21 protein-coding genes are annotated in these 20,879 nt (G+C 57.1%); 13 read left to right on the forward strand and 8 right to left on the reverse strand.

Annotated elements, in window-relative coordinates; translation table 11 throughout:
* Positions 1-169: 169 nt before the first annotated feature.
* Positions 170-1,855: an aspartate:alanine antiporter gene (locus BWI95_RS13145; protein ID WP_023481407.1), complete on the reverse strand. Its 1,686-nt coding sequence runs from the start codon at positions 1,853-1,855 to the stop codon at positions 170-172.
* A gap of 280 nt (positions 1,856-2,135) precedes the next feature.
* Here BWI95_RS13145 and ybjM point away from each other — a divergent pair, with 280 nt between their 5' ends.
* The 11 genes from ybjM (at position 2,136) to BWI95_RS13200 (ending at position 13,549) form a co-directional block, all read left to right on the forward strand.
* Positions 2,136-2,507: an inner membrane protein YbjM gene (gene ybjM / locus BWI95_RS13150; protein ID WP_054804040.1), complete on the forward strand. Its 372-nt coding sequence runs from the start codon at positions 2,136-2,138 to the stop codon at positions 2,505-2,507.
* A gap of 84 nt (positions 2,508-2,591) precedes the next feature.
* Complete coding sequence (nfsA, locus tag BWI95_RS13155; RefSeq protein WP_023481527.1) at positions 2,592-3,314, forward strand: oxygen-insensitive NADPH nitroreductase; 723 nt, start codon at positions 2,592-2,594, stop codon at positions 3,312-3,314.
* A gap of 73 nt (positions 3,315-3,387) precedes the next feature.
* Complete coding sequence (rimK, locus tag BWI95_RS13160; protein WP_054804039.1) at positions 3,388-4,290, forward strand: 30S ribosomal protein S6--L-glutamate ligase; 903 nt, start codon at positions 3,388-3,390, stop codon at positions 4,288-4,290.
* An 85-nt stretch (positions 4,291-4,375) separates the two neighbouring features.
* Entirely contained in the window at positions 4,376-4,858 is a 483-nt protein-coding gene (locus BWI95_RS13165; protein ID WP_054804038.1) for a type III secretion system chaperone family protein, read from the forward strand.
* Between the two features lie 348 nt (positions 4,859-5,206).
* Positions 5,207-6,319 (forward strand): spermidine/putrescine ABC transporter substrate-binding protein PotF, encoded by a 1,113-nt coding sequence (gene potF, locus BWI95_RS13170; RefSeq protein ID WP_076769621.1) that lies wholly within the window; start codon positions 5,207-5,209, stop codon positions 6,317-6,319.
* A gap of 139 nt (positions 6,320-6,458) precedes the next feature.
* The gene (gene potG / locus BWI95_RS13175; protein ID WP_023481693.1) at positions 6,459-7,592 is read left to right on the forward strand and encodes a putrescine ABC transporter ATP-binding subunit PotG; all 1,134 of its coding nucleotides are present in this window, start codon (positions 6,459-6,461) and stop codon (positions 7,590-7,592) included.
* Positions 7,593-7,601: 9 nt separating this feature from the next.
* A complete protein-coding gene (gene potH / locus BWI95_RS13180) occupies positions 7,602-8,555 on the forward strand; it encodes a putrescine ABC transporter permease PotH (RefSeq protein WP_023481728.1) in 954 nt (317 codons plus the stop codon).
* A complete protein-coding gene (potI, locus tag BWI95_RS13185) occupies positions 8,552-9,397 on the forward strand; it encodes a putrescine ABC transporter permease PotI (RefSeq protein ID WP_023481845.1) in 846 nt (281 codons plus the stop codon). Before potH ends, potI begins: the two co-directional genes overlap by 4 nt.
* Positions 9,398-9,463: 66 nt before the next feature.
* Positions 9,464-9,940, forward strand: coding sequence for a YbjO family protein (locus BWI95_RS13190; RefSeq protein ID WP_054804046.1), 477 nt, complete (start codon positions 9,464-9,466; stop codon positions 9,938-9,940).
* Positions 9,941-9,982: 42 nt separating this feature from the next.
* Positions 9,983-11,110 carry a 23S rRNA (uracil(747)-C(5))-methyltransferase RlmC gene (rlmC, locus tag BWI95_RS13195; protein ID WP_054804036.1) on the forward strand — a complete coding sequence of 376 codons (1,128 nt, stop codon included), beginning with the start codon at positions 9,983-9,985 and terminating at the stop codon, positions 11,108-11,110.
* Positions 11,111-11,221: 111 nt separating this feature from the next.
* Entirely contained in the window at positions 11,222-13,549 is a 2,328-nt protein-coding gene (locus tag BWI95_RS13200) for an FdhF/YdeP family oxidoreductase (RefSeq protein WP_076769622.1), read from the forward strand.
* A gap of 235 nt (positions 13,550-13,784) precedes the next feature.
* Here the strand turns inward: BWI95_RS13200 and artJ are convergent, their stop codons facing one another.
* The 6 genes from artJ to BWI95_RS13230 form a co-directional block, all read right to left on the reverse strand.
* Positions 13,785-14,516 carry an arginine ABC transporter substrate-binding protein ArtJ gene (gene artJ / locus BWI95_RS13205; protein WP_076769623.1) on the reverse strand — a complete coding sequence of 244 codons (732 nt, stop codon included), beginning with the start codon at positions 14,514-14,516 and terminating at the stop codon, positions 13,785-13,787.
* A gap of 168 nt (positions 14,517-14,684) precedes the next feature.
* Positions 14,685-15,353 carry an arginine ABC transporter permease ArtM gene (gene artM / locus BWI95_RS13210; protein ID WP_023481628.1) on the reverse strand — a complete coding sequence of 223 codons (669 nt, stop codon included), beginning with the start codon at positions 15,351-15,353 and terminating at the stop codon, positions 14,685-14,687.
* A complete protein-coding gene (artQ, locus tag BWI95_RS13215) occupies positions 15,353-16,069 on the reverse strand; it encodes an arginine ABC transporter permease ArtQ (protein WP_023481425.1) in 717 nt (238 codons plus the stop codon). The genes artM and artQ overlap by 1 nt, the downstream gene beginning before the upstream one ends.
* A 6-nt stretch (positions 16,070-16,075) precedes the next feature.
* Entirely contained in the window at positions 16,076-16,807 is a 732-nt protein-coding gene (gene artI / locus BWI95_RS13220; RefSeq protein ID WP_023481785.1) for an arginine ABC transporter substrate-binding protein ArtI, read from the reverse strand.
* Between the two features lie 19 nt (positions 16,808-16,826).
* Positions 16,827-17,555 carry an arginine ABC transporter ATP-binding protein ArtP gene (gene artP / locus BWI95_RS13225; protein WP_054804034.1) on the reverse strand — a complete coding sequence of 243 codons (729 nt, stop codon included), beginning with the start codon at positions 17,553-17,555 and terminating at the stop codon, positions 16,827-16,829.
* Between the two features lie 209 nt (positions 17,556-17,764).
* A complete protein-coding gene (locus tag BWI95_RS13230) occupies positions 17,765-18,280 on the reverse strand; it encodes a lipoprotein (protein WP_054804033.1) in 516 nt (171 codons plus the stop codon).
* 100 nt (positions 18,281-18,380) lie between these two features.
* Here BWI95_RS13230 and BWI95_RS13235 point away from each other — a divergent pair, with 100 nt between their 5' ends.
* Both BWI95_RS13235 and BWI95_RS13240 read left to right on the forward strand, forming a co-directional pair.
* Entirely contained in the window at positions 18,381-19,226 is an 846-nt protein-coding gene (locus BWI95_RS13235) for an N-acetylmuramoyl-L-alanine amidase (protein WP_076769624.1), read from the forward strand.
* Positions 19,227-19,261: 35 nt separating this feature from the next.
* On the forward strand, positions 19,262-19,822 hold the full coding sequence (locus BWI95_RS13240; protein ID WP_232374356.1) for a WG repeat-containing protein: 561 nt from the start codon (positions 19,262-19,264) through the stop codon (positions 19,820-19,822).
* A 5-nt stretch (positions 19,823-19,827) separates the two neighbouring features.
* Here BWI95_RS13240 and BWI95_RS13245 read toward each other — a convergent pair whose 3' ends face one another.
* Complete coding sequence (locus BWI95_RS13245) at positions 19,828-20,841, reverse strand: NAD-dependent epimerase/dehydratase family protein (protein WP_054804032.1); 1,014 nt, start codon at positions 20,839-20,841, stop codon at positions 19,828-19,830.
* Positions 20,842-20,879: the final 38 nt, after the last annotated feature.

A 20,879-nucleotide genomic window follows, 5' to 3' on the forward strand; every position in this document is an offset into this window, starting at 1 on the left:
ATGTGGCAGTAAATTTCAGGCAACAAAAAACCCATCAACCTTGAACCTAAGCGGCGGGGTTGATGGGCTCCACAATCGGGGGACATCAAAGAAAAGCAGTGGCACTAGTTATGACTGACACCCCACAAAAAAGTTCTGCGTATAAGCGAAATATTTCTTAGCTTCGGAGTTATCCGAGCCCTGGCCAGATAATGATGATCAATGTCCCGGCGAGGGTAAGCAGCACGTTGGCGATGGCGTAGGTGCCAGCATAGCCCAGCGCGGGGATGTTGCTGCGCGCGGTATCGCTGATGATCTCCATTGCCGGTGCGCAGGTGCGTGCGCCCATCATCGCGCCGAAGAGCAGGGCGCGGTTCATTTTCAGCACGTAGGCACCGAACAGGAAGCAGATCAGCACCGGCACCAGACTAACAAGTAATCCGGCGATCAGCATCTGTCCGCCCACAACACCAAGGCCGTTGCCGATGCCGCTCCCGGCGCTTAAACCGACCCCGGCCATAAACACCATCAGGCCGAACTCTTTCACCATCATTAGCGCACCCTGCGGAATGTAACCAAACGTCGGGTGGTTCGCGCGCAGGAAGCCGAGCATGATGCCAGCGAAGAGCAGACCGGCGGCGTTACCGACGCCGAAGCTGAAGGAGCTGAACTGGAAGGTGATCATGCCGATCATCAGGCCGACGATAAAGAAGGCGCAGAAGGCGAGCAGGTCGGTCACTTGGCTGTGAATGGAGATAAAGCCGATGCGGTCAGCGATAGTTTTCACGCGTCGCGCATCGCCGCTTACCTGCAACACGTCCCCTTTGTTGAGCACGATATTGTCGTCGATGGGCATCTCAATCTGGCTGCGGATCACGCGGTTAAGGAAGCAGCCGTGATCGGTCAGCTTCAGCTGCGCCAGGCGGCGGCCGACCACATTGTGGTTTTTCACCACCACCTCTTCGGTGACGATGCGCATATCCAGCAGGTCGCGGTCAAACACCTCTTTACCGTTACGGAAGCTCGGGTCGAGGCGCGCATGGGCATCCGGGTAGCCGACCAGCGAGATCTCATCGCCCATCTGCAACACCGCGTCCCCGTCCGGGTTGGCGAGAATACCGTTGCGGCGAATACGCTCGATATAGCAGCCGGTCTGGCGGTAGATCCCCAGCTCGCGCAGATTTTTGCCATCTGCCCAGGCCACCAGTTCCGGCCCGACGCGATAGGCGCGGATCACCGGCAGATAGACTTTGCGGTGAGCATCGGTATCCAGCCCGCGCTCGCGGGCGATCTGCTGGGCGCTGGTCTGCAAATCCTGGTGCTGTAACTTCGGTAAGTAGCGCGCGCCAAAGATCAGGCTCACCAGACCAATCAGATACGTTAAGGCGTAGCCGAGGCTGAGGTTGTCCAGCGCGCTGGCAAGCTGGCTGCTCTCCATGCCCGAGTGGCGCAGCGTATCGCCCGCGCCAACCAGAACCGGCGTCGAGGTCATCGAGCCGGCGAGCATCCCGGCGGTTAAGCCGATATCCCAGCCAAAGAGTTTGCCGAGACCGAGCGCAATCAACAGCGCGCTACCGACTAATACCAGCGCCAGCATCAGGTAATTCTTACCGTCGCGGAAAAAAATTGAGAAAAAGTTAGGTCCGGCTTCGACGCCAACGCAGAAAATAAACAGCATAAAGCCGAGGTTCAGGGCATCGGTGTTAATGCTGAAATGTTGCTGGCCTAATAATAAAGAAACGACTAAAACGCCAATAGAATTACCCAGTTGGATAGATCCCAGTCGTAATTTTCCAAGGCAAAGCCCAAGCGCCAGAACCACAAACAATAACAGTATGTAATTCCCATTTAACAAATCTGCGACGTTTATATTCACGGAGTCTAACTTCTTGTTTACTTGTAAGCTGTTGATAGAAATGGTGATTTGAGCTAGTGTTTTGCCTATGCGCTGGCGGATAAATTAAAGCCGTGCAACACCAGACACCCCGCACAAAACATAAACTGGCCGTTAGTTTAATCTCATTGCATAACAACGGCTAGTGACAATCGTCTGTTTGCACGGGTGCCATTCAGGCAATAATTGCCGCAACGCTTTATCCGTCCGACATTCTTTAAAACGGTGTAAACGTCGATAGAGAAAAAGTCAGGAGGCGTGTTTGAAGAACAGGCGTAGTTGGTTCGGCGTTATCTGCTGTGGTCTCCTTTTTATCGCAATTTGCCTCTCTCTGGTGATGAATATGCAGGGCAAACTGCCCGCGCCTGGCGATCCGGCGACCGGTTTGCTGCTCTTTACCCTGCCAGGCATCCTCGGCGGTCTGGTCTCCCGTAGACGCCGCGCCATCGTGCCGCTGGTGGGCGCGCTGCTCGCCGCACCCCTTTGTTATATTTTGATTCACATTTTATTCACCCCGGTACGCACCTTCTGGCAGGAGGTGGCCTGGCTCTTTAGCGCCATGTTCTGGTGCGCTCTCGGCGGCCTTGGCTGCGATTTCGTTTACCGGATTGCGCGCGCGCGACGGCGCATCTGATAGGTTCTCCGCAACTTCCGCTTACAACGAGCGCAGCGGCTTAGCCTATACTGAACGACTTGTTTAACTGGGGGATTATTCAACATGACACCTACTATTGAATTGCTGTGCGCCCATCGTTCCATTCGCCACTTTACCGATGAGCCTATTACGGACGCACAGCGCGAGGCGATTATCGCCAGCGCACAGGCGGCATCGACCTCCAGCTTTTTGCAGTGCAGCTCCATTATCCGCATCACCGATCCGGCCATGCGCGAGCAGCTGGTGACGTTAGCGGGCGGACAACCGCATATCGCGCAGGCGGCCGAGTTCTGGATCTTCTGCGCCGATTTCCACCGCAACTTTGAGATCTGCCCGGAAGCAAAACCGGGTCTCGCGGAGCAACTGCTGCTTGGCGTGGTCGATACGGCAATCATGGGGCAAAACGCCTTTACCGCCGCGGAGTCGCTCGGGCTGGGCGGCGTCTATATTGGTGGTATCCGTAACAATATCGAAGCGGTCGGCGAACTGCTGCGTATTCCGAAGCAGGTGCTGCCGCTGTTTGGTCTCTGCCTCGGCTGGCCTGCCGATAACCCGGATATCAAACCGCGTATGCCGGCTTCGATGCTGGTGCATGAAAACCACTACCAGCCGCTCGATGAAAAGAAACTGGCGGAGTATGACGCGGAGCTGGAGCACTACTATATGACGCGCGACAGCAATAAGCGCCGCGATAACTGGAGCGATCATATCCGTCGCACCATCATTAAAGAGAGCCGTCCGTTTATTCTCGACTATTTGCATAAACAGGGCTGGGCAACGCGCTAATACCCGTTCATCCTGCCCCGCGCTGCGTGTATGATACGCAGGCTTTTAACTGGTCTTCTGCGCGAGGTGCAGGGTGAAAATAGCCGTATTATCCCGGGATGGAACGCTTTACTCCTGTAAACGCCTGCGTGAAGCCGCTGTGCAGCGCGGGCACCAGATTGAGATACTCGATCCGCTCTCCTGTTATATGAACATCACCCCGGCCGCCTCCTCAATTCACTACAAAGGCCGTCAGCTTCCCCATTATGACGCGGTGATCCCGCGTATCGGCTCGGCCATCACCTTTTATGGCACCGCCGCGCTGCGCCAGTTTGAGATCCTCGGCAGCTATCCGCTCAACGAATCCGTTGCCATCACCCGCGCGCGCGACAAGCTGCGCTCCCTGCAACTGCTGGCGCGCCAGGGGATCGATCTGCCGGTTACCGGCATTGCCCATTCGCCCGATGACACCAGCGATCTGATCGATATGGTCGGCGGCGCGCCGCTGGTGGTGAAGCTGGTGGAAGGAACTCAGGGGATCGGCGTGGTGCTGGCGGAGACCCGCCAGGCAGCAGAGAGCGTGATTGACGCCTTTCGCGGCCTCAACGCCCATATTCTGGTGCAGGAGTTTATTGCGGAAGCGAAAGGGTGCGACATCCGCTGCCTGGTGATCGGCAACGAAGTGGTGGCAGCAATTGAGCGGCGGGCGAAAGCGGGGGATTTCCGCTCCAATTTGCACCGCGGCGGGCAGGCGACGGTGGTCGAGATCACGCCGCGCGAGCGGGAGATCGCCCTGGCAGCGGCGCAGACGCTGGGGCTGGATGTCGCCGGGGTCGATATTTTGCGTGCCAACCGCGGCCCGCTGGTGATGGAAGTCAACGCCTCACCGGGGCTTGAAGGGATCGAAAAAGCCACCGGGCTGGATATTGCCGGGCGAATGATCCACTGGATCGAGCGCCAGGCGATGCCGGGATTCTGCCTGAAAACCGGCGGCTAAGAGGATTTTCCTGCCTGAGCATGGTGCGCCCACGGCTTTTTGCGTAAGCTATGGGCAATTTTTTCCCCAACAGAGCACGTTTTCTATGGATTCACTGGTCGTCCCCGGTCTGGACACGCTTCGTCAATGGCTTGATCAACTCAGCATTAACTTCTTTGAGTGCGATACCTGCCAGGCGCTGCACCTGCCACATATGCAGAATTTTGACGGCGTGTTCGATGCGAAAGTCGACCTGGTCAATGATGTTCTGCTTTTTACCGCCATGGCGGAAGTAAAACCCTCTGCGCTGCTGGCGCTGGCGGCGGATCTTTCGGCGATCAACGCCAGCTCGCTGACGGTCAAAGCCTTCCTCGATATGCAGGATGATAATCTGCCGAAGCTGGTGGTGTGTCAGACGCTCAGCATCGGCCCCGGCATCGCCTTTGAGCAGTTCGCGTGGTTTATGCGCCAGAGCGAAGAGCAGGTCTCGATGGTGATTATGGAAGCTAATGCGCACCAGCTGCTTTTCACGCCGGGCGAAGAGGATCTGCTGGCCGGCGACGAAGAACCGAACAATTTTCTCCACTGATTCCCGCATCGATTAGCGCAGCCACTACCACGGGGGTTGCGCTGCCACATTTTTTATTCTGCTTTTAACCTTTCTTTAAAGAATGATTCACCATCATTCCTCGCCTTCTGGCTTATCCCATAGAGACTTATTGCATAAAAAATTGATAAAAGGCGGTTTTTTATCTGCCCTATAGCCTCAAACCCTGGCTACAGTTATTCTTGCGCTGCTTTAAAAGCATGCGGCGTCTGCCGGAGCGATTTTACTCTTCGGCGCAGAGCAGAGTGACAAACTATGCATGAATCTTGCATATCCCAGAAAGCGTAGATTTAGTTCGTAGCTTAACGAGCTTTCCAGAAGGAATGAGATATGAGTGCCTCAAGAAAAAAATGGGTATCGGGTGTTGTTGCGGGTGCGTTAATGGCTCTCTCTGCCGGCACGCTCGCCGCCGGGCAAAAGACGCTGCATGTGTACAACTGGTCTGACTATATTGCGCCGGACACCGTCGCAAATTTTGAGAAAGAGACCGGCATTAAAGTGGTTTACGACGTCTTCGACTCCAACGAAGTGCTGGAAGGCAAATTAATGGCCGGCAGCACCGGGTTCGATCTCGTCGTGCCGTCCGCCAGTTTCCTTGAGCGCCAGCTCTCGGCGGGGGTCTTCCAGCCGCTCGATAAGAGCAAGCTGCCGAACTGGAAAAACCTCGATCCGGAAGTGTTGAAGATGGTCGCGAAACACGACCCGGATAACAAATACGCTTTCCCCTACCTGTGGGCGACCACCGGTATTGGCTACAACGTCGATAAAGTCAAAGCGGTGCTCGGCAAAGATGTGCCGATCGATAGCTGGGATGTCGTGCTGAAGCCGGAAAATCTTGAGAAGCTGAAGAGCTGCGGCGTCTCCTTCCTTGATGCGCCGGAAGAGATTTTCGCCACCGTGCTGAACTACCTCGGCAAAGATCCCAACAGCACCAAAGCGGATGATTACACCGGCCCGGCGACGGATCTGCTGCTGAAGCTGCGTCCGAATATCCGCTACTTCCACTCTTCGCAATACATTAACGATCTCGCTAACGGCGATATCTGCGTGGCTATCGGCTGGGCAGGCGACGTCTGGCAGGCGGCTAACCGTGCGAAAGAGGCGAAGAACGGCGTTAACATCAACTACATCATTCCGAAGGAAGGGGCGCTGGCCTTCTTTGACGTCTTCGCCATGCCGAAAGATGCCAAAAATACCGATGAAGCCTACCAGTTCCTTAACTACCTGATGCGTCCCGACGTGATGGCGCACATCAGTGACCACGTCTACTACGCGAACGGCAACAAAGCTTCTGTACCGCTGATCAGCGAAGAGGTGCGTAACAACCCGGCCATCTTCCCGCCGCCGGATGTCTTCGCCAAACTCTTCACGCTGAAAGTGCAGGAGCCGAAAATCGACCGCGTACGTACCCGCGCCTGGACAAAAGTCAAAAGCGGCAAATAAATCAATCACCTGACTGGTGAAAGCGCTGCACCGCGCCGGTGCAGCCGCCCCAAAACGGGACAGCGGGCGCACCTGCTGTCCCGTCATCTGTATGACAACCTGTTGAAGCAGGGTGATGCTTATGCCGGAGAGCACCGTAGTGAATGACGCTATTCCCCGCCCGCAGGCGAAGAGCCGCAAGGTTCTGACGCCGCTGCTGGAGATCCGTAACCTGACCAAATCCTTCGACGGCCAGCACGCCGTGGATGATGTCAGCCTGACTATCTATAAAGGCGAAATCTTTGCCCTGCTCGGCGCATCGGGCTGCGGTAAATCGACGCTGCTGCGCATGCTGGCAGGCTTTGAGCAGCCGACCCACGGGCAGATTATGCTCGACGGCGTCGACCTCGCCCACGTGCCGCCCTACCTGCGCCCGATCAATATGATGTTCCAGTCCTACGCGCTCTTCCCGCACATGACCGTTGAGCAGAATATCGCTTTTGGCCTCAAGCAGGACAAGCTGCCGAAAGCGGAGATCGCCAGCCGCGTCGCCGAAATGCTGCACCTGGTACACATGAGTGAGTTTGCCAAACGCAAGCCGCACCAGCTCTCTGGCGGACAGCGTCAGCGCGTGGCGCTGGCGCGCAGCCTCGCCAAGCGGCCGAAACTGCTGCTGCTAGATGAACCGATGGGGGCGCTGGATAAAAAGCTGCGCGACCGTATGCAGCTGGAAGTGGTCGATATTCTTGAACGCGTCGGCGTCACCTGCGTAATGGTGACCCACGATCAGGAGGAGGCGATGACCATGGCCGGGCGTATCGCCATTATGAACCGCGGCAAATTTGTGCAGATTGGCGAGCCGGAAGAGATTTACGAGCATCCGACTACCCGTTATAGCGCCGAGTTTATCGGCTCGGTCAATGTCTTCGAAGGGTTGCTGAAGGATCGTCAGGAAGATGGTCTGGTAATTGAGTCGCCGGGGCTGGTGCATCCGCTGAAAGTCGACCCCGATGCCTCGGTGGTGGATAACGTGCCGGTCTACGTGGCGCTGCGCCCGGAGAAGATCATGCTGTGCGACGATCCGCCAGCCGATGGCTACAACTTTGCCGTCGGCGAAGTTGTGCATATCGCCTACCTTGGCGATCTCTCTATTTATCACGTGCGGTTGCAGAGCGGGCAGATGATCAGCGCCCAGCTGCAAAACGCGCATCGCTACCGCAAAGGCGCGCCAACATGGGGCGATGAAGTACGTCTCTGCTGGGATGCCGACAGTTGTGTGGTTCTGACGGTTTAAGGAGCTGCGATGAGTACACTTGAGCCACCGGCCCGCGTAACAAAACCGGGCGGTGTAAAGCTGTGGCTGGCGCGCCTGCAAATGCGCCATGGGCGCAAGCTGGTGATTGCGCTGCCCTATATCTGGCTGACGCTGCTGTTTCTGCTGCCGTTTTTGATCGTCTTCAAAATCAGCCTTGCGGAGATGGCGCGTCAAATCCCGCCCTATACGGATCTGCTGGAGTGGGCCGACGGGCAGCTGACGATTACGCTTAATCTCGGCAACTTCCTGCAACTGACCGACGATCCGCTCTATATCGAGGCTTATTTACAGTCGTTGCAGGTAGCGGGCATCTCGACCATCTGCTGTCTGCTGCTCGGCTATCCGCTGGCGTGGGCAGTGGCGCACAGTAAGCCGTCGACGCGCAATATCCTGCTGCTACTGGTGATTCTGCCGTCGTGGACCTCGTTTCTGATCCGCGTTTACGCCTGGATGGGGATCCTGAAAAACAACGGCGTGCTGAACAACTTTCTGCTCTGGCTGGGGGTTATCGATCAGCCGCTGACTATTCTGCACACCAATCTCGCGGTCTATATCGGCATTGTCTATGCCTATCTGCCCTTTATGGTGCTGCCGATCTACACCGCGCTGACACGTATTGACTACTCGCTGGTGGAAGCTTCCCTCGATCTTGGTGCGCGTCCGCTGAAAACCTTCTTCAGCGTGATTGTGCCGCTGACCAAAGGGGGAATTATCGCCGGTTCGATGCTGGTGTTTATTCCGGCGGTCGGCGAGTTCGTGATCCCAGAGCTGCTCGGCGGGCCGGACAGCATTATGATTGGCCGCGTGCTGTGGCAGGAGTTCTTTAATAACCGCGACTGGCCGGTGGCCTCGGCGGTGGCGGTAATCATGCTGCTGCTGTTGATTGTGCCGATCATGTGGTTCCACAAGCATCAGCAGAAACAGACGGGGGAGAAGGCATGAGCAATTTACCGGTAGTGCGTTCGCCCTGGCGCATCCTTATCCTGGTGATAGGTTTCACCTTCCTTTATGCCCCCATGTTGATGCTGGTGGTCTACTCTTTTAACAGCTCGAAGCTGGTGACGGTGTGGGCAGGGTGGTCAACGCGCTGGTATAGCGAGTTGTTCCACGATGACGCGATGATGAGCGCGGTGGGCTTAAGCCTGACGATTGCCGCCTGCGCGGCGACGATGGCGGTGATTTTAGGCACCATTGCGGCGGTAGTAATGGTGCGCTTTGGGCGCTTTCGCGGCGCGAACGGTTTCGCCTTTATGATCACCGCGCCGCTGGTAATGCCGGATGTGATCACCGGCCTGTCGCTGCTGCTGCTGTTTGTGGCGCTGGCACACGCCATCGGCTGGCCAGCGGATCGCGGCATGCTCACCATCTGGCTGGCGCACGTTACTTTCTGTACCGCTTATGTGGCGGTGGTGATCTCCTCGCGGCTGCGCGAGCTGGATCGCTCGATTGAAGAGGCGGCGATGGATCTTGGCGCAACGCCGCTGAAGGTCTTCTTTGTGATTACGCTGCCGATGATCATGCCGGCGATTGTCTCCGGCTGGCTGCTGGCCTTTACCCTGTCACTGGATGACCTGGTGATCGCCAGTTTTGTTTCCGGTCCTGGTGCCACTACGCTGCCGATGCTGGTCTTCTCCAGCGTGCGCATGGGGGTTAACCCGGAGATCAACGCGCTGGCTTCGATTATTCTCGGCGTGGTGGGGATTGTCGGTCTGATCGCCTGGTTCCTGATGGCAAGAGCGGAAAAACAGCGCCAGCGTGATATCCAGCGTGCAAGACAGGGCTGAACTCATTAGAATCTGGAAATTGTGTCGTTGATGCCGCGCTTGCGCGGCATTTTTCACAGGGAAATCATGGAATTGGGGTTCTTCAACAAAACCACGCACCACGCGACGCCAAATATACCGGCGCTGGTTCAGGTGGCGGCTATCGCCATCATTACCATTCGCTGTGTCGACGTGCTGATGATCATGAACCTGCTCGGCTGGCGCGGGCTGCTCGACTTCGTGCACCGCAGCGCCCAGACCTGGAGCCTGACGCTGATTTTCCTTGGCAGCCTGATGCTGGTCTTTGTCGAGATCCTCTGCGCCTTCTCGGTGATAAGAGGGCGGCGCTGGGCGCGCTGGCTCTATCTGGTAACGCAACTCACCTCGACCGCCTACCTGTGGGCCGCGTCACTGGGCTATGGCTATCCGGAACTCTTCAGCATCGCCGGCAGTTCGCGCCGGGAGATCTTCCACTCCCTGATGATGCAAAAACTCCCCGATCTGCTGGTGCTGTTCCTGCTCTTTGTGCCGACGCCGAGCCGACGCTTTTTCCGCCTGCAATAACGGTGGTACAATCCCGCCCCCGCAAATTGAAAGGCTTTATCTATGCAGTGCGCTCTCTTCGACGCCGGTCGCTGCCGCTCCTGTGAGTGGATCGACCAGCCGCTCCCGTTGCAACTCTCCGCCAAGATGGATCATCTTCGCGCATTGCTCGCCCCCTTTGCGGTGGAGTCATGGTGCGAGCCGGTGCGCGGCCCGGAGCAGGGCTTTCGTAATAAAGCCAAAATGGTGGTCAGCGGCAGCGTTGAAAAACCGCTGCTCGGCATGCTGCACCGCGACGGGACGCCGGAAGATCTCACCGCCTGCCCGCTCTACCCGGAGACCTTCGCCCCGGTGTTTGCCGCCCTGAAACCCTTTATCGCCCGCGCCGGGTTAACGCCCTATAACGTGGCGCGCAAACGCGGTGAACTGAAATACCTCTTATTGACCGAAAGCCTGCTCGACGGCGGCATGATGCTGCGCTTTGTGCTGCGCTCAGAGGCGAAAGTTGAGCAGCTGCGCGCCGCGCTGCCAGCGTTACAGGCGCAATTGCCGCAGCTGAAGGTGATTTCGGTAAATATACAGCCGGTGCATATGGCGATCATGGAAGGGGAGAGGGAGATCTTTCTTACCGACCAGCAGGCGCTGGCGGAGAATTTCAACGGTGTGCCGCTCGCTATCCGCCCGCAGAGTTTTTTCCAGACCAACCCGGCGGTCGCCAGCCAGCTCTACGCCACGGCGCGAGACTGGGTGCGCCAACTTCCGGTCAACCATATGTGGGATCTCTTCTGCGGCGTCGGCGGTTTTGGCCTGCACTGTGCCACGCCCGAGATGAAGCTGACCGGGATTGAGATCGCGCCGGAAGCGATCGCCTGTGCGACGCAATCCGCCGAGGCGCTGGGGCTGCACAATCTTCACTTCCAGGCACTCGATTCAACCCGTTTTGCCACTGCGCAAGAGTCGGTGCCGGATCTGGTGCTGGTCAACCCGCCGCGCCGCGGCATTGGCGCAGAGCTGTGTGACTACCTGAGCCGCATGGCGCCGCCGTGGATCATCTACTCCAGCTGTAATGCGCAGACGATGGCGAAGGATGTTGCCGCGCTTGCGGATTACCGCGTCGCGCGCGTGCAACTGTTTGATATGTTTCCCCATACTGCCCATTACGAAGTACTTACCCTGCTTATCAGGCGTTAATTCTTCCGCTTAAAAGCCATTTGGCGCGACGAAATACTGATTTTTTTGCCCCACAGGCGCGTTTTTTGTACCAGGCTTAAGCCAAAAGCGACGCGAACAGTGTGGGGCAATATGAAAGAGCAGAAACAATCAACGGTAGGGATCGCGCCATACGGCGGCTCGGCGGGCGGCTGGGGCGCGTTAAAAGCGGTGGCCGATGCGCTGCGTGGGCAGATGTCCGTTAAGCAGGATGTGATTGCGCTATTTAAAGTAAACCAGCCGCAGGGCTTTGACTGCCCCGGCTGCGCGTGGCCAGATCCGCAGCACACCTCCTCATTTGAGTTTTGTGAAAACGGTGCCAAAGCCGTCTCCTGGGAGGCGACCAGCAAACGCGCGACGCCGGAGTTCTTCGCCGCGCACACCGTTAGCGAGCTGTGGCAGCGCAACGCTTTTGAGCTGGAAGGCGAGGGGCGCTTAACCCACCCGATGAAATATGACGCTGAGAGCGACACCTATCAGGCGATTGAGTGGGAGACTGCATTTCAGGAGATTGGCGCGCTGCTGCAAAGCTATGATGACCCAAATAGCGTGGAGTTTTACACCTCCGGTCGTGCCTCCAACGAAGCGGCGTTTCTCTGGCAACTCTTTGCCCGCGAATATGGCACCAACAACTTCCCCGACTGCTCGAATATGTGTCATGAGCCGACCAGCGTCGGGCTGCCAGAGTCGATTGGCGTCGGTAAAGGCACCGTCGAACTGGAGGATTTTGACCACTGCGACCTGGTGCTCTGCATCGGCCACAACCCTGGCACTAACCATCCGCGCATGCTCGGTACGCTGCGGGAGGTCTCAAAACGCGGCGCGACCATTGTCGCCATCAACCCGCTGCGCGAGCGCGGCCTTGAGCGCTTTACCTCACCGCAAAGCCCGATAGAGATGCTGGCCCTTAGCTCAACCAAACTCGCCTCGACCTACTACAAAGTGCGCGTCGGCGGTGATGCGGCGATGCTGAAAGGGGTGATGAAGATCCTGCTGTCGATGCACGAGCAGGCGCTGGCGAACGGTGAACCGGGCGTAATCGATGAGGTGTTTATCCGCCAGCACACGCAGGGTTTTGCGGAGCTGAAAGCCGATCTCGACGCCACCGACTGGGACCATATCCTGAAAGTCTCCGGTATGGAGCGCGAGGAGATCCAGAATATCGCCCGGCTTTACGCCGACTCTGAGCGCACCATTATCTGCTACGGCATGGGCATCACCCAGCATCAGTACGGCACGCAAAACGTGCAACAGATTGCCAACCTGCTACTGCTGCGCGGCAATATTGGTAAGAAAGGGGCGGGCATCTGCCCACTGCGCGGCCACTCCAATGTGCAGGGCGACCGCACCGTTGGCATCACTGAAATTCCCTCTGCCGAGTTTCTCGATAACCTCGAACGGGTGTTTGGTTTTAAACCACCGCGTGAGCATGGGCACGGCGCGGTGGCTGCCATTCAGGCGATGCGCGACGGCAAAGTGAATGCGCTGCTCTGCCTGGGCGGTAATCTGGCTGAAGCGATCTCCGATCCGCAAGTCACCTTCCCGGCGATGCGCAAGCTCGATCTGGTGGTGCATATGGCGACCAAACTGAACCGTTCCCATCTGCTGCTCGGCAAACACAACTACCTCTTCCCGGTGATTGGGCGGACCGAAACCGATGAGCAGGCATCCGGGGCGCAGAGCGTGACGGTGGAGGATTCAATGTCGATGGTGCACGCTTCGCGTGGATCGTTGAACCCTGCTTCACCGCACCTGAAGTCGGAGCCCGCGCTGGTGGCGGCTCTTGCCAAAGCGACGCTGCCGCAGACGGTGGTGAACTGGGACCGGATGATTAACGACTACAGCAATATTCGCGACGCCATCGAAGCGGTCTTCCCGGCGTTTGCTAATTTTAATGAACGGGTCAAACAACCGGGCGGCTTCCGCCTGCGTAACGCTGCCTCGGAGCGGGAGTGGAACACACCGTCGGGCTTTGCCGAGTTTAAAGTGATGCAGGGGATTAATGAGGATCCACGCTCGCTCAAGTGCCATGACCTGGTGCTCACCACTTTGCGTAGCCACGATCAGTACAACACCACCCTTTACGGGCTGAATGATCGTTATCGCGGTGTGACCGGGCGACGGGATGTGTTGTTTATCAATGCCGATGAGGCGGAGCGACGCGAGCTGCGCGTCGGCGATCAGGTGAATGTGGTGGCGCTCGATCCCGAGGGGAATCCCACCTCGCGACGGATGGATAACCTGACGGTTGTGGTGATCGATATGGCACCCGGCTCGGTTGGGGCCTATTACCCGGAGGCCAATATTCTGGTGCCGCTGGACAGCCACGACACCAAAAGCGGCATCCCGGCGTATAAAAGCATCCCGATAGCGATGGAGCGCGTCGAAACGCCGATCGCCACCTCGGGCGCACGGCGTTAAACGTAAAACCCGTAGGCCCGATAAGCCAAACCTGTAGGCCTGATAAGCGCAGCGCCATCAGGCATTTGTGCCGAGTTAATTGCCGGATGGCGGCTTACGCCTTATCCGGCCTACGAAAGAATCAGACCAACGGCTTAGAAGTCCGTAGGTCTGATAAGCGCAGCGCCATCAGGCATTGGTGCCGAGTTAATTGCCGGATGGCGGCTGGCGCCTTATCCGGCCTACAAAGAACGGCTTACTGCGGGAACCACTGATCGCTGATTTTCTGGTAGGTGCCGTCGGCTTTAATCGCTTTCAGCGCAGCGTTCAGCTTCTCCAGCAGCGCTTTGTTATCCGGGCGCACAGCGATGCCAAGACCGGTGCCGAAATATTGCGGGTCGGTCACTTTTGGCGCCGCCACACCCAGCTGCGGGTTGGTTTTCAGCCACTCATTTACCACCGCGGTATCACCAAACACCCCGTCGATACGGCCATTTTTCAGGTCGATAATCGCGTTCTGGTAGCTGTCATATGCCACGGTGGTCACTTCCGGGTGCTTATCCTGCAAATATTTCTGATGGGTGGTGCCATTTTCCATACCGATGCGTTTGCCTTTCAGATCGTCGAAGGATTTAAAGGCATCTTTTTTGGCAATCACCAGCGCGGAGTTGGCGTAATAGGGGTCGGTAAACGCCACCTGTTTGCTACGCTCAGGGGTAATGTCCATCCCGGAGATCACCGCGTCATACTTCTTAAATTTCAGCGCCGGGATCAGGCTGTCGAAGGCGTGATTGGTAAAGGTGCAGTTGGCCTGCATCTGTTTGCAGAGCGCGTTCGCCAGGTCGATATCGAAGCCGACAATCTTATTGCCCGCATCCAGGGATTCAAACGGGGGATAGGTCGCCGACACGCCGAAGCTGATCTTATCGGCCGCAAAGCTCCCTGCGGAAACGGTAGCGAGAAGGGCGGCCAGTATCATTTTTTTCATGAGTAAACTCCTGTCTGTCTATCTTATTGTTGTTACCCGGAGGCATGGGATTAACAATGCCAGTGTATGAATTTATATGCAACTATAATGCTTATTTATTTTATTGGCGGTAAAAATAAAGGCGAGTAATGGGGTCATTAGCTCGCCTCTACAGATTACCTATGCAGTTTAGTTGCGCCGCTCAAACGCCAGCGCTTTGCGCTCAATCAGGCGCATCATCAGCGTCAGCAGGCCGTTTACCACCAGATAGATTAAACCGGCTGCGCCAAACACCGTCACATCGTAGGTGCGTCCATACAGCAGCTGCCCGTGACCCATCACTTCCATCAATGTAATGGTGTAGGCCAGCGACGTACTTTTAAATACCAGCACCACTTCGTTCGAGTAGGAGGAGAGGGCACGTTTAAACGCGTAGGGCAGCAGGATCGCCAGCGTATCTTTCTTACTCATCCCAAGCGCGCCGCAGGATTGCCACTGCCCATCCGGGATGGCGCGAATAGCACCGTAGAAGAGCTGCGTGGTATAAGCCGCGCTGTTAAGCGACAGTGCAATGAGCGCACAGAGCCACGGTTCAGAGAGCAGACGCCAGATTGCCGGATAGTTCTGCAAAGAGGGGAACTGCCCCGGCCCGTAGTAAATCAGGAAGATCTGCACCAGCAGCGGCGTGCCGGTAAAGAGCGTGATATAGGCGCGGACAATCTGCGTCAGCACCGGCGTTTTCAGCGTCAGCACGATGGTGAAGAGCAGTGAAAGCACCAGCGCGACAATCAGCGAGGCCACCGTCAGCGTCAGGCTGGTGTGCAGCCCCTTGAACAGCTCGGGCATAAACTCAAGCATTATCCCGGCCTCCGTTCAAAGCGAGTCGCGCGCAGATCGATGCGTTTCAGCACCCACTGGCTGAGCAGGGTGATCACCAGGTAGATCGCCGCCGCCACGATATACCAGGTAAACGGCTCCTGGGTGCGGGTGGCGATACTTTTTGTTTGCAGCATCAGATCGTTAACGCTTATCAGCGACACCAGCGCGGTATCTTTCAGCAGCACCAGCCACTGATTACCGAGCCCCGGCAGCGCGTGACGCCACATCTGCGGCATCACCAGGCGAAAGAAGATCGCCCCTTTCGACAAGCCCAGCGCCTGGCCCGACTCGCGCTGACCCTCAGGCACCGCTTTTAACGCACCGCGCAGGGTTTGCGAGGCATAAGCCGCGTAGAGCAGGGAGAGGGCGATCACGCCGCAAAGGAACGGGCTGACGTCGAAATTCTCAATCTGCATCTGTACCGGGATCTGCACAACGCCGAGGTTGAGGGTAAAGCCGTCCGACAGCAACAGCAGCAGCTGTGAGGAGCCGAAATAGATAAACAGCACCACCAGAATCTCTGGCAGGCCGCGTAAAATCGTCACCAGCGCGGTGCCGATCCAGGCAATCGGTCGCCATTTGACCGACTCCCAGACGGCAAAGATCATCGCCAGCACCAGGCCGATGATCAGCGCGCAGACGGCAAGGCCGACGGTCATCCCGGCGGCGCTTGCTAATGGAAACATTTCATTCATTCAGTATTACTTCTGGAACCATTTGCTGTAGATGGTCTGGTAGGTCCCATCTTTCTTCACTTTTTCCAGCGCGGCGTTAAATTTCTGCTGCAGCTCGGTGTTACCCTGGCGTACCGCGATACCGAGGCCGGTGCCGAAGTAATCTTTGTCGGTCACTTTATCGCCGACCGCCGCAAGTTTAGCGTCAGATTTCAGCCACTCGGTCACTACCGCAGTGTCGCCGAAGACAGCATCGATACGGCCATTTTGCAGATCCAGACGCGCGTTCTGGTAGCTGTCGTAAGGCACGGTGGTGATTTCCGGGTGCTTATCGGTAATGAATTTCTGGTGCGTGGTGCCATTCTGCACGCCGACACGCTTGCCTTTCAGCTGATCGATGCCGGTGAATTTACCCTTCTGGCCAACGAACAGCGCAGAGTTGTCGTAATACGGGGTAGTGAACAGCACCTGTTTTTCACGCTCCGGCGTGATATCCATCCCGGCCATTACCGCGTCGAAGCGGCGGAATTTCAGGCTCGGGATCAGGCTGTCAAAGGCCTGGTTGGTAAAGGTACAGGTGGCGTCGATCTCTTTACACAGGGCGTTCGCCAGATCGACATCGAAACCGACGATTTTGTTATTGGCGTCGGTCGATTCAAACGGAGGGTAGCTCGCTTCGGTGGCGAAACGGATGGTCTGGGCTGCTGTAGCGCTAAGGCTGATGCTGGCAACAAGTGCGGCGATCAGTAATTTTTTCATTGTCATTATTCCCGAGTCTTCAGTGAGATAGGTAGTATTTAAACGCGTCGGTCTGCGGCGCGGCAAAGCAGCCCGCATCCCCTTGCTCAACAATGTGACCATTTTCCATATACACCACGCGACTGGCCGTCTTGCGCGCCACTTCCACTTCGTGGGTCACGATAACTTGCGTAATACCGGTTTGCGACAGCTCGCGAATGATGCTGACGATCTGTGCGGTGATCTCTGGATCGAGCGCGGCGGTTGGCTCATCAAACAGCAACACCTGCGGCTCCATCATCAGCGCGCGGGCAATTGCCACGCGCTGCTGCTGGCCGCCGGAAAGGTGCAGCGGATAGCGATCGCTGTAGGGCTTCAGGCGTAAACGCTCGAGCAGCTTTTCGGCGCGCGCCAGCGCCTCATCTTTGCGTAATCCGAGCACGCGGCACGGCGCTTCAATCAGGTTCTGCTGCACGGTGAGATGCGGCCAAAGATTATATTGCTGAAACACCATGCCCACATTCTGGCGCAATTCGCGAATCGCACTATCAGAAGGGGTTTTGGCGAAATCGAAATGATTGCCTGCGATGGTCAACTGGCCAGAGCGCGGCATTTCGAGCAGGTTAAGCACGCGCAGCAGCGAGCTTTTCCCCGCGCCGCTTGGGCCGAGCAGCACCAGCGTTTCACCCTGCGGGCACTCCAGTGTGATATCGAACAGCGCCTGGTGTGCGCCGTAGAAGCAATTGATGCTGTTTAATTTAATACTCATCGAAGCAGTCTGATAGCAATTGAGGCCGCAAATAGTAACGTTGACAGAATAGTTATGCAATATTTGTGCGTTAAAACTTAAAAATAAACCAAGTTACTACATAAAGTTAGCACATATCACTGGTCGGTGTGGGAACCAGGCATAAATGTCGGCATTCCTCACAGAATGCCAGACATTTTACGGGGGTTATTGATGAGTTTAGTCAATACTTAGCGGTGCTCGACCGACTGGCGCAGCGTGCCGGCCGGGGCATGTACCGTGCCGCCGAGGTAGCGCACATCATCGACCGCCCAGCACTGGCCTTCGCGGATCATCAGCACCTCGTCCTGCCAGCGCTGATCGCCTTTGGTCAACGTCACGCGCAGCGGGATGTTGCGCGCGTCGCTGTTGGGGATGGTTGAGGCGCTGGCAACATCCGCTTTCTCCGGTGCCAGGTTACGGCTGGAGAAGGGGTCGCCCTTCAGCAGCACGTTATTGCGCGCGTCGCGGCTGGCGGCGGTAAGCATTTTGCTCAGGTCGTCACTCAGGTAAGGACGCAGCGAAGACCAGTTAGCGCCCGGATGTTCAATGCGGTAGTCATAGAATTGCTGTGCCACACTGTCTGGGCCGCCTTCAACACAGGCACCGACGCGTGCGCCGGTATCTTTGAAAGCGGGCTCAACGGTGGTACAAGCGCTTAACAGCAGCGCGCACGGCATAACAAGAGTCAAAACTGAATAGCGCATAATGATTTCCTTATTTCTGTTCAGAAGTCGCAACCTTTCAAGAATAGTGTATTGCTCTCATAATGTGTCTGGTAACGCATTGATGGTTAAAAGGAGAAGCATGAAAACGTGGGGAATAGTGCTACTGGCGCTGATACTGGCAGGCTGTGCCAGCGATAAAAAAGATGACAACAAAGGCGTTATTGAGAAACCTGGCTATCAACTGGTGACCCGTTATCAGGCGCAAGCGGCTTATCCCCGCATCAAGGTGCTGGTGATCCATTATACGGCAGATGATTTTGATGTCTCGTTGACTACACTGCTCGGCAAAGATGTCAGTTCGCACTACTTAATCCCGGCCAATCCGCCGCGAGAAAAGGGTAAACCGCGCATCTGGCAGCTGGTGCCGGAGCAGAAACTGGCGTGGCATGCGGGGGCCAGCTTCTGGCGTGGATCGACGCGCATTAACGACACTTCAATCGGCATTGAGCTGGAAAACCGCGGCTGGCAGAAGACGTCGGGCGGCAAAACCTTCGTTCCTTTTGCGCAGGCACAAATCAATGCGTTGATTCCGCTGGTAAAAGATATCGTCGCGCGTTACAACATCCCGCCGCAGAATGTGGTGGCGCATGCGGACATCGCCCCGCAGCGCAAAGACGATCCCGGCCCGCAGTTTCCCTGGCAGGTGCTAGCCGCGCAGGGGATTGGCGCATGGCCCGATCCGGCGCGGGTGGCCTTTTACCTCAATGGCCGCGCGGAGTACACGCGGGTCAGCAACGCGGCACTGCTCGACCTGCTGGCGCGTTACGGGTATGACGTCAAATCGTATATGACACCGCTGCAACAAAAGCGGGTCATCATGGCATTTCAAATGCATTTTCGCCCGGCGAAGTGGGACGGCGTAGCTGACGCCGAAAGCTTAGCGATCGCCGAGGCTTTACTGGAAAAATATGGTCAGGCAGAGTGATCTCTGCCGACCGGCTTATGACGAGGTCAATGGAGATGGGTTTACGCATCCTTACCGGCGCGCTGCTGATGGCGGCTTTTACCGCCCACAGTGCGCCGACACCGCCCTTTAGCTGTGCTTACTGGGATAAAAAAACGGACAACGTCGAGACCCTCGCTAACTGCGCCACCCTGCAGGAGGGCAAGTTGCTGTTTCTGCCGGAGTTGTTCGAAAAGAGCCAGGCTGTGGATGGCATGTCGTGGGTTGGCTTATATGACTACACCCGCCAGGCCGGGCTGCCGGATGCCGATTACTATGTCCGCGCGCCGGATCGCTACCTGCCGGTAGTGCATTTCGATAACGGGCCGGACTGGTTTGTCGAAGGGCTGGTACGCGCCCGGCAGAATGGCAAGGTGGGTTACTGGGACGATTCGTTCCGCAACCATATTGCGCCGCAGTTTGATTACGCCTGGCAGTTTCAGGAGGGTAAAGCGCTGGTCTGTAACGGCTGCAAGCCGCAGCGCGAGGGAGAACATATGGCGCTGGGCGGCGGTGAGTGGTTTTACATTAATAAAAACGGCCAGCGGGTTTCCGAGATCAGATCCGGGCCGTTTTAAGTCCCTTAGCGGTGCAGCTTGCCGTGATCTTTTAGCCAGAACGCCGTGCGTCTGATGCCCTCATCGAGCGTCACAATCGGCGTGTAGCCCAACTCCTGCTGCGCGCGTTTGATATCCAGGGTGAAATCAAAATTGAGCTTCGAGACGCCATAGTGCGTAAAGGCGGGCTCTTTCGCGCGCTTGTCGCCGAAGCGCTCCATACTGCGGGCCACCATATCCAGCATGGTATAGGGCACGGAGCGAATACGGCAGTCGATGCCCAGCTCATCGATCAGTGTCTGCACAATGGTGCGCAGCGAGCGCGGTTCGCCGTTGGTGATATTAAAAGCGCGCCCGGAGGGAAGAGCGTCGCATTCCGGCTGGCTCGCCAGCCACATCGCATGCACCGCATTTTCGTAATAGGTCATATCGACCAGCGCATCCCCGCCGCGCGGCAGCAGCACGCTGCGGTAGTGCTGCATCATCTGCGCCAGCCGCGGGATAAAGACTTTATCGTGCGGGCCAAACAGGCTCTGCGGGCGCAAAATGGTGAAGCGGGTTTGCGGGTTCGCCTGCGCCAGCAGATCGATAACCTGCTCACCGGCGGCTTTACTGCGGGCAAACTCGTTGGCGAAACGCCGCGGGCGGAAGGCTTCGTCAATGTCGCGGTGGTGGTGATAGTCGAAATAGAGCGACGGCGAGGAGATATGGATAAAGTTACGCACGCCCCAGGCAACCGCCCATTCGCCGAGACGGCGCGTGGCGCGCACGTTGGCGAGATCAAACGCTTCCTGAGTACCCCAGGGCGAGGTAAAACTCGAGCAGTGCCACAATGTGTCGATACCCGCGAGCATCACTTTCGCCTGCGAAGAGACCAGCTGGGTTAAATCCGCCGGTACAAACTCAGCGCCCATCTTGCAGAGCAGCTTGCCCATCGCTTCGTTGCGGCCCGTCGCCCGGACTGCAATGCCTTTTTGCCGCAGATATTCGACCGCGTTTCGGCCTAAACCGCTGGTTGCGCCCGTGACCAGAACCTTCATAGCAATCCACTGTGTTAAGCGTTTATCGCGCGCATTCT

Origin of the sequence: Kosakonia cowanii JCM 10956 = DSM 18146 (assembly GCF_001975225.1) — a bacterium.
In the GTDB taxonomy this organism is placed as follows: Bacteria; Pseudomonadota; Gammaproteobacteria; order Enterobacterales; family Enterobacteriaceae; genus Kosakonia; species Kosakonia cowanii.

Bases quoted from the DNA above. Each gene is read 5' to 3' on its own strand.
- rlmC (WP_054804036.1), top strand. From the start codon at position 9,983: ATGCAGTGCGCTCTCTTCGACGCCGGTCGCTGCCGCTCCTGTGAGTGG.
- potF (WP_076769621.1), top strand. From the start codon at position 5,207: ATGAGTGCCTCAAGAAAAAAATGGGTATCGGGTGTTGTTGCGGGTGCG.
- BWI95_RS13245 (WP_054804032.1), bottom strand. From the start codon at position 20,841: ATGAAGGTTCTGGTCACGGGCGCAACCAGCGGTTTAGGCCGAAACGCG.
- BWI95_RS13165 (WP_054804038.1), top strand. From the start codon at position 4,376: ATGGATTCACTGGTCGTCCCCGGTCTGGACACGCTTCGTCAATGGCTT.
- BWI95_RS13230 (WP_054804033.1), bottom strand. From the start codon at position 18,280: ATGCGCTATTCAGTTTTGACTCTTGTTATGCCGTGCGCGCTGCTGTTA.
- potI (WP_023481845.1), top strand. From the start codon at position 8,552: ATGAGCAATTTACCGGTAGTGCGTTCGCCCTGGCGCATCCTTATCCTG.
- BWI95_RS13240 (WP_232374356.1), top strand. From the start codon at position 19,262: ATGGGTTTACGCATCCTTACCGGCGCGCTGCTGATGGCGGCTTTTACC.
- BWI95_RS13190 (WP_054804046.1), top strand. From the start codon at position 9,464: ATGGAATTGGGGTTCTTCAACAAAACCACGCACCACGCGACGCCAAAT.
- nfsA (WP_023481527.1), top strand. From the start codon at position 2,592: ATGACACCTACTATTGAATTGCTGTGCGCCCATCGTTCCATTCGCCAC.
- artP (WP_054804034.1), bottom strand. From the start codon at position 17,555: ATGAGTATTAAATTAAACAGCATCAATTGCTTCTACGGCGCACACCAG.
- potH (WP_023481728.1), top strand. From the start codon at position 7,602: ATGAGTACACTTGAGCCACCGGCCCGCGTAACAAAACCGGGCGGTGTA.
- BWI95_RS13235 (WP_076769624.1), top strand. From the start codon at position 18,381: ATGAAAACGTGGGGAATAGTGCTACTGGCGCTGATACTGGCAGGCTGT.
- artJ (WP_076769623.1), bottom strand. From the start codon at position 14,516: ATGAAAAAAATGATACTGGCCGCCCTTCTCGCTACCGTTTCCGCAGGG.
- artM (WP_023481628.1), bottom strand. From the start codon at position 15,353: ATGCTTGAGTTTATGCCCGAGCTGTTCAAGGGGCTGCACACCAGCCTG.
- artI (WP_023481785.1), bottom strand. From the start codon at position 16,807: ATGAAAAAATTACTGATCGCCGCACTTGTTGCCAGCATCAGCCTTAGC.
- artQ (WP_023481425.1), bottom strand. From the start codon at position 16,069: ATGAATGAAATGTTTCCATTAGCAAGCGCCGCCGGGATGACCGTCGGC.
- BWI95_RS13200 (WP_076769622.1), top strand. From the start codon at position 11,222: ATGAAAGAGCAGAAACAATCAACGGTAGGGATCGCGCCATACGGCGGC.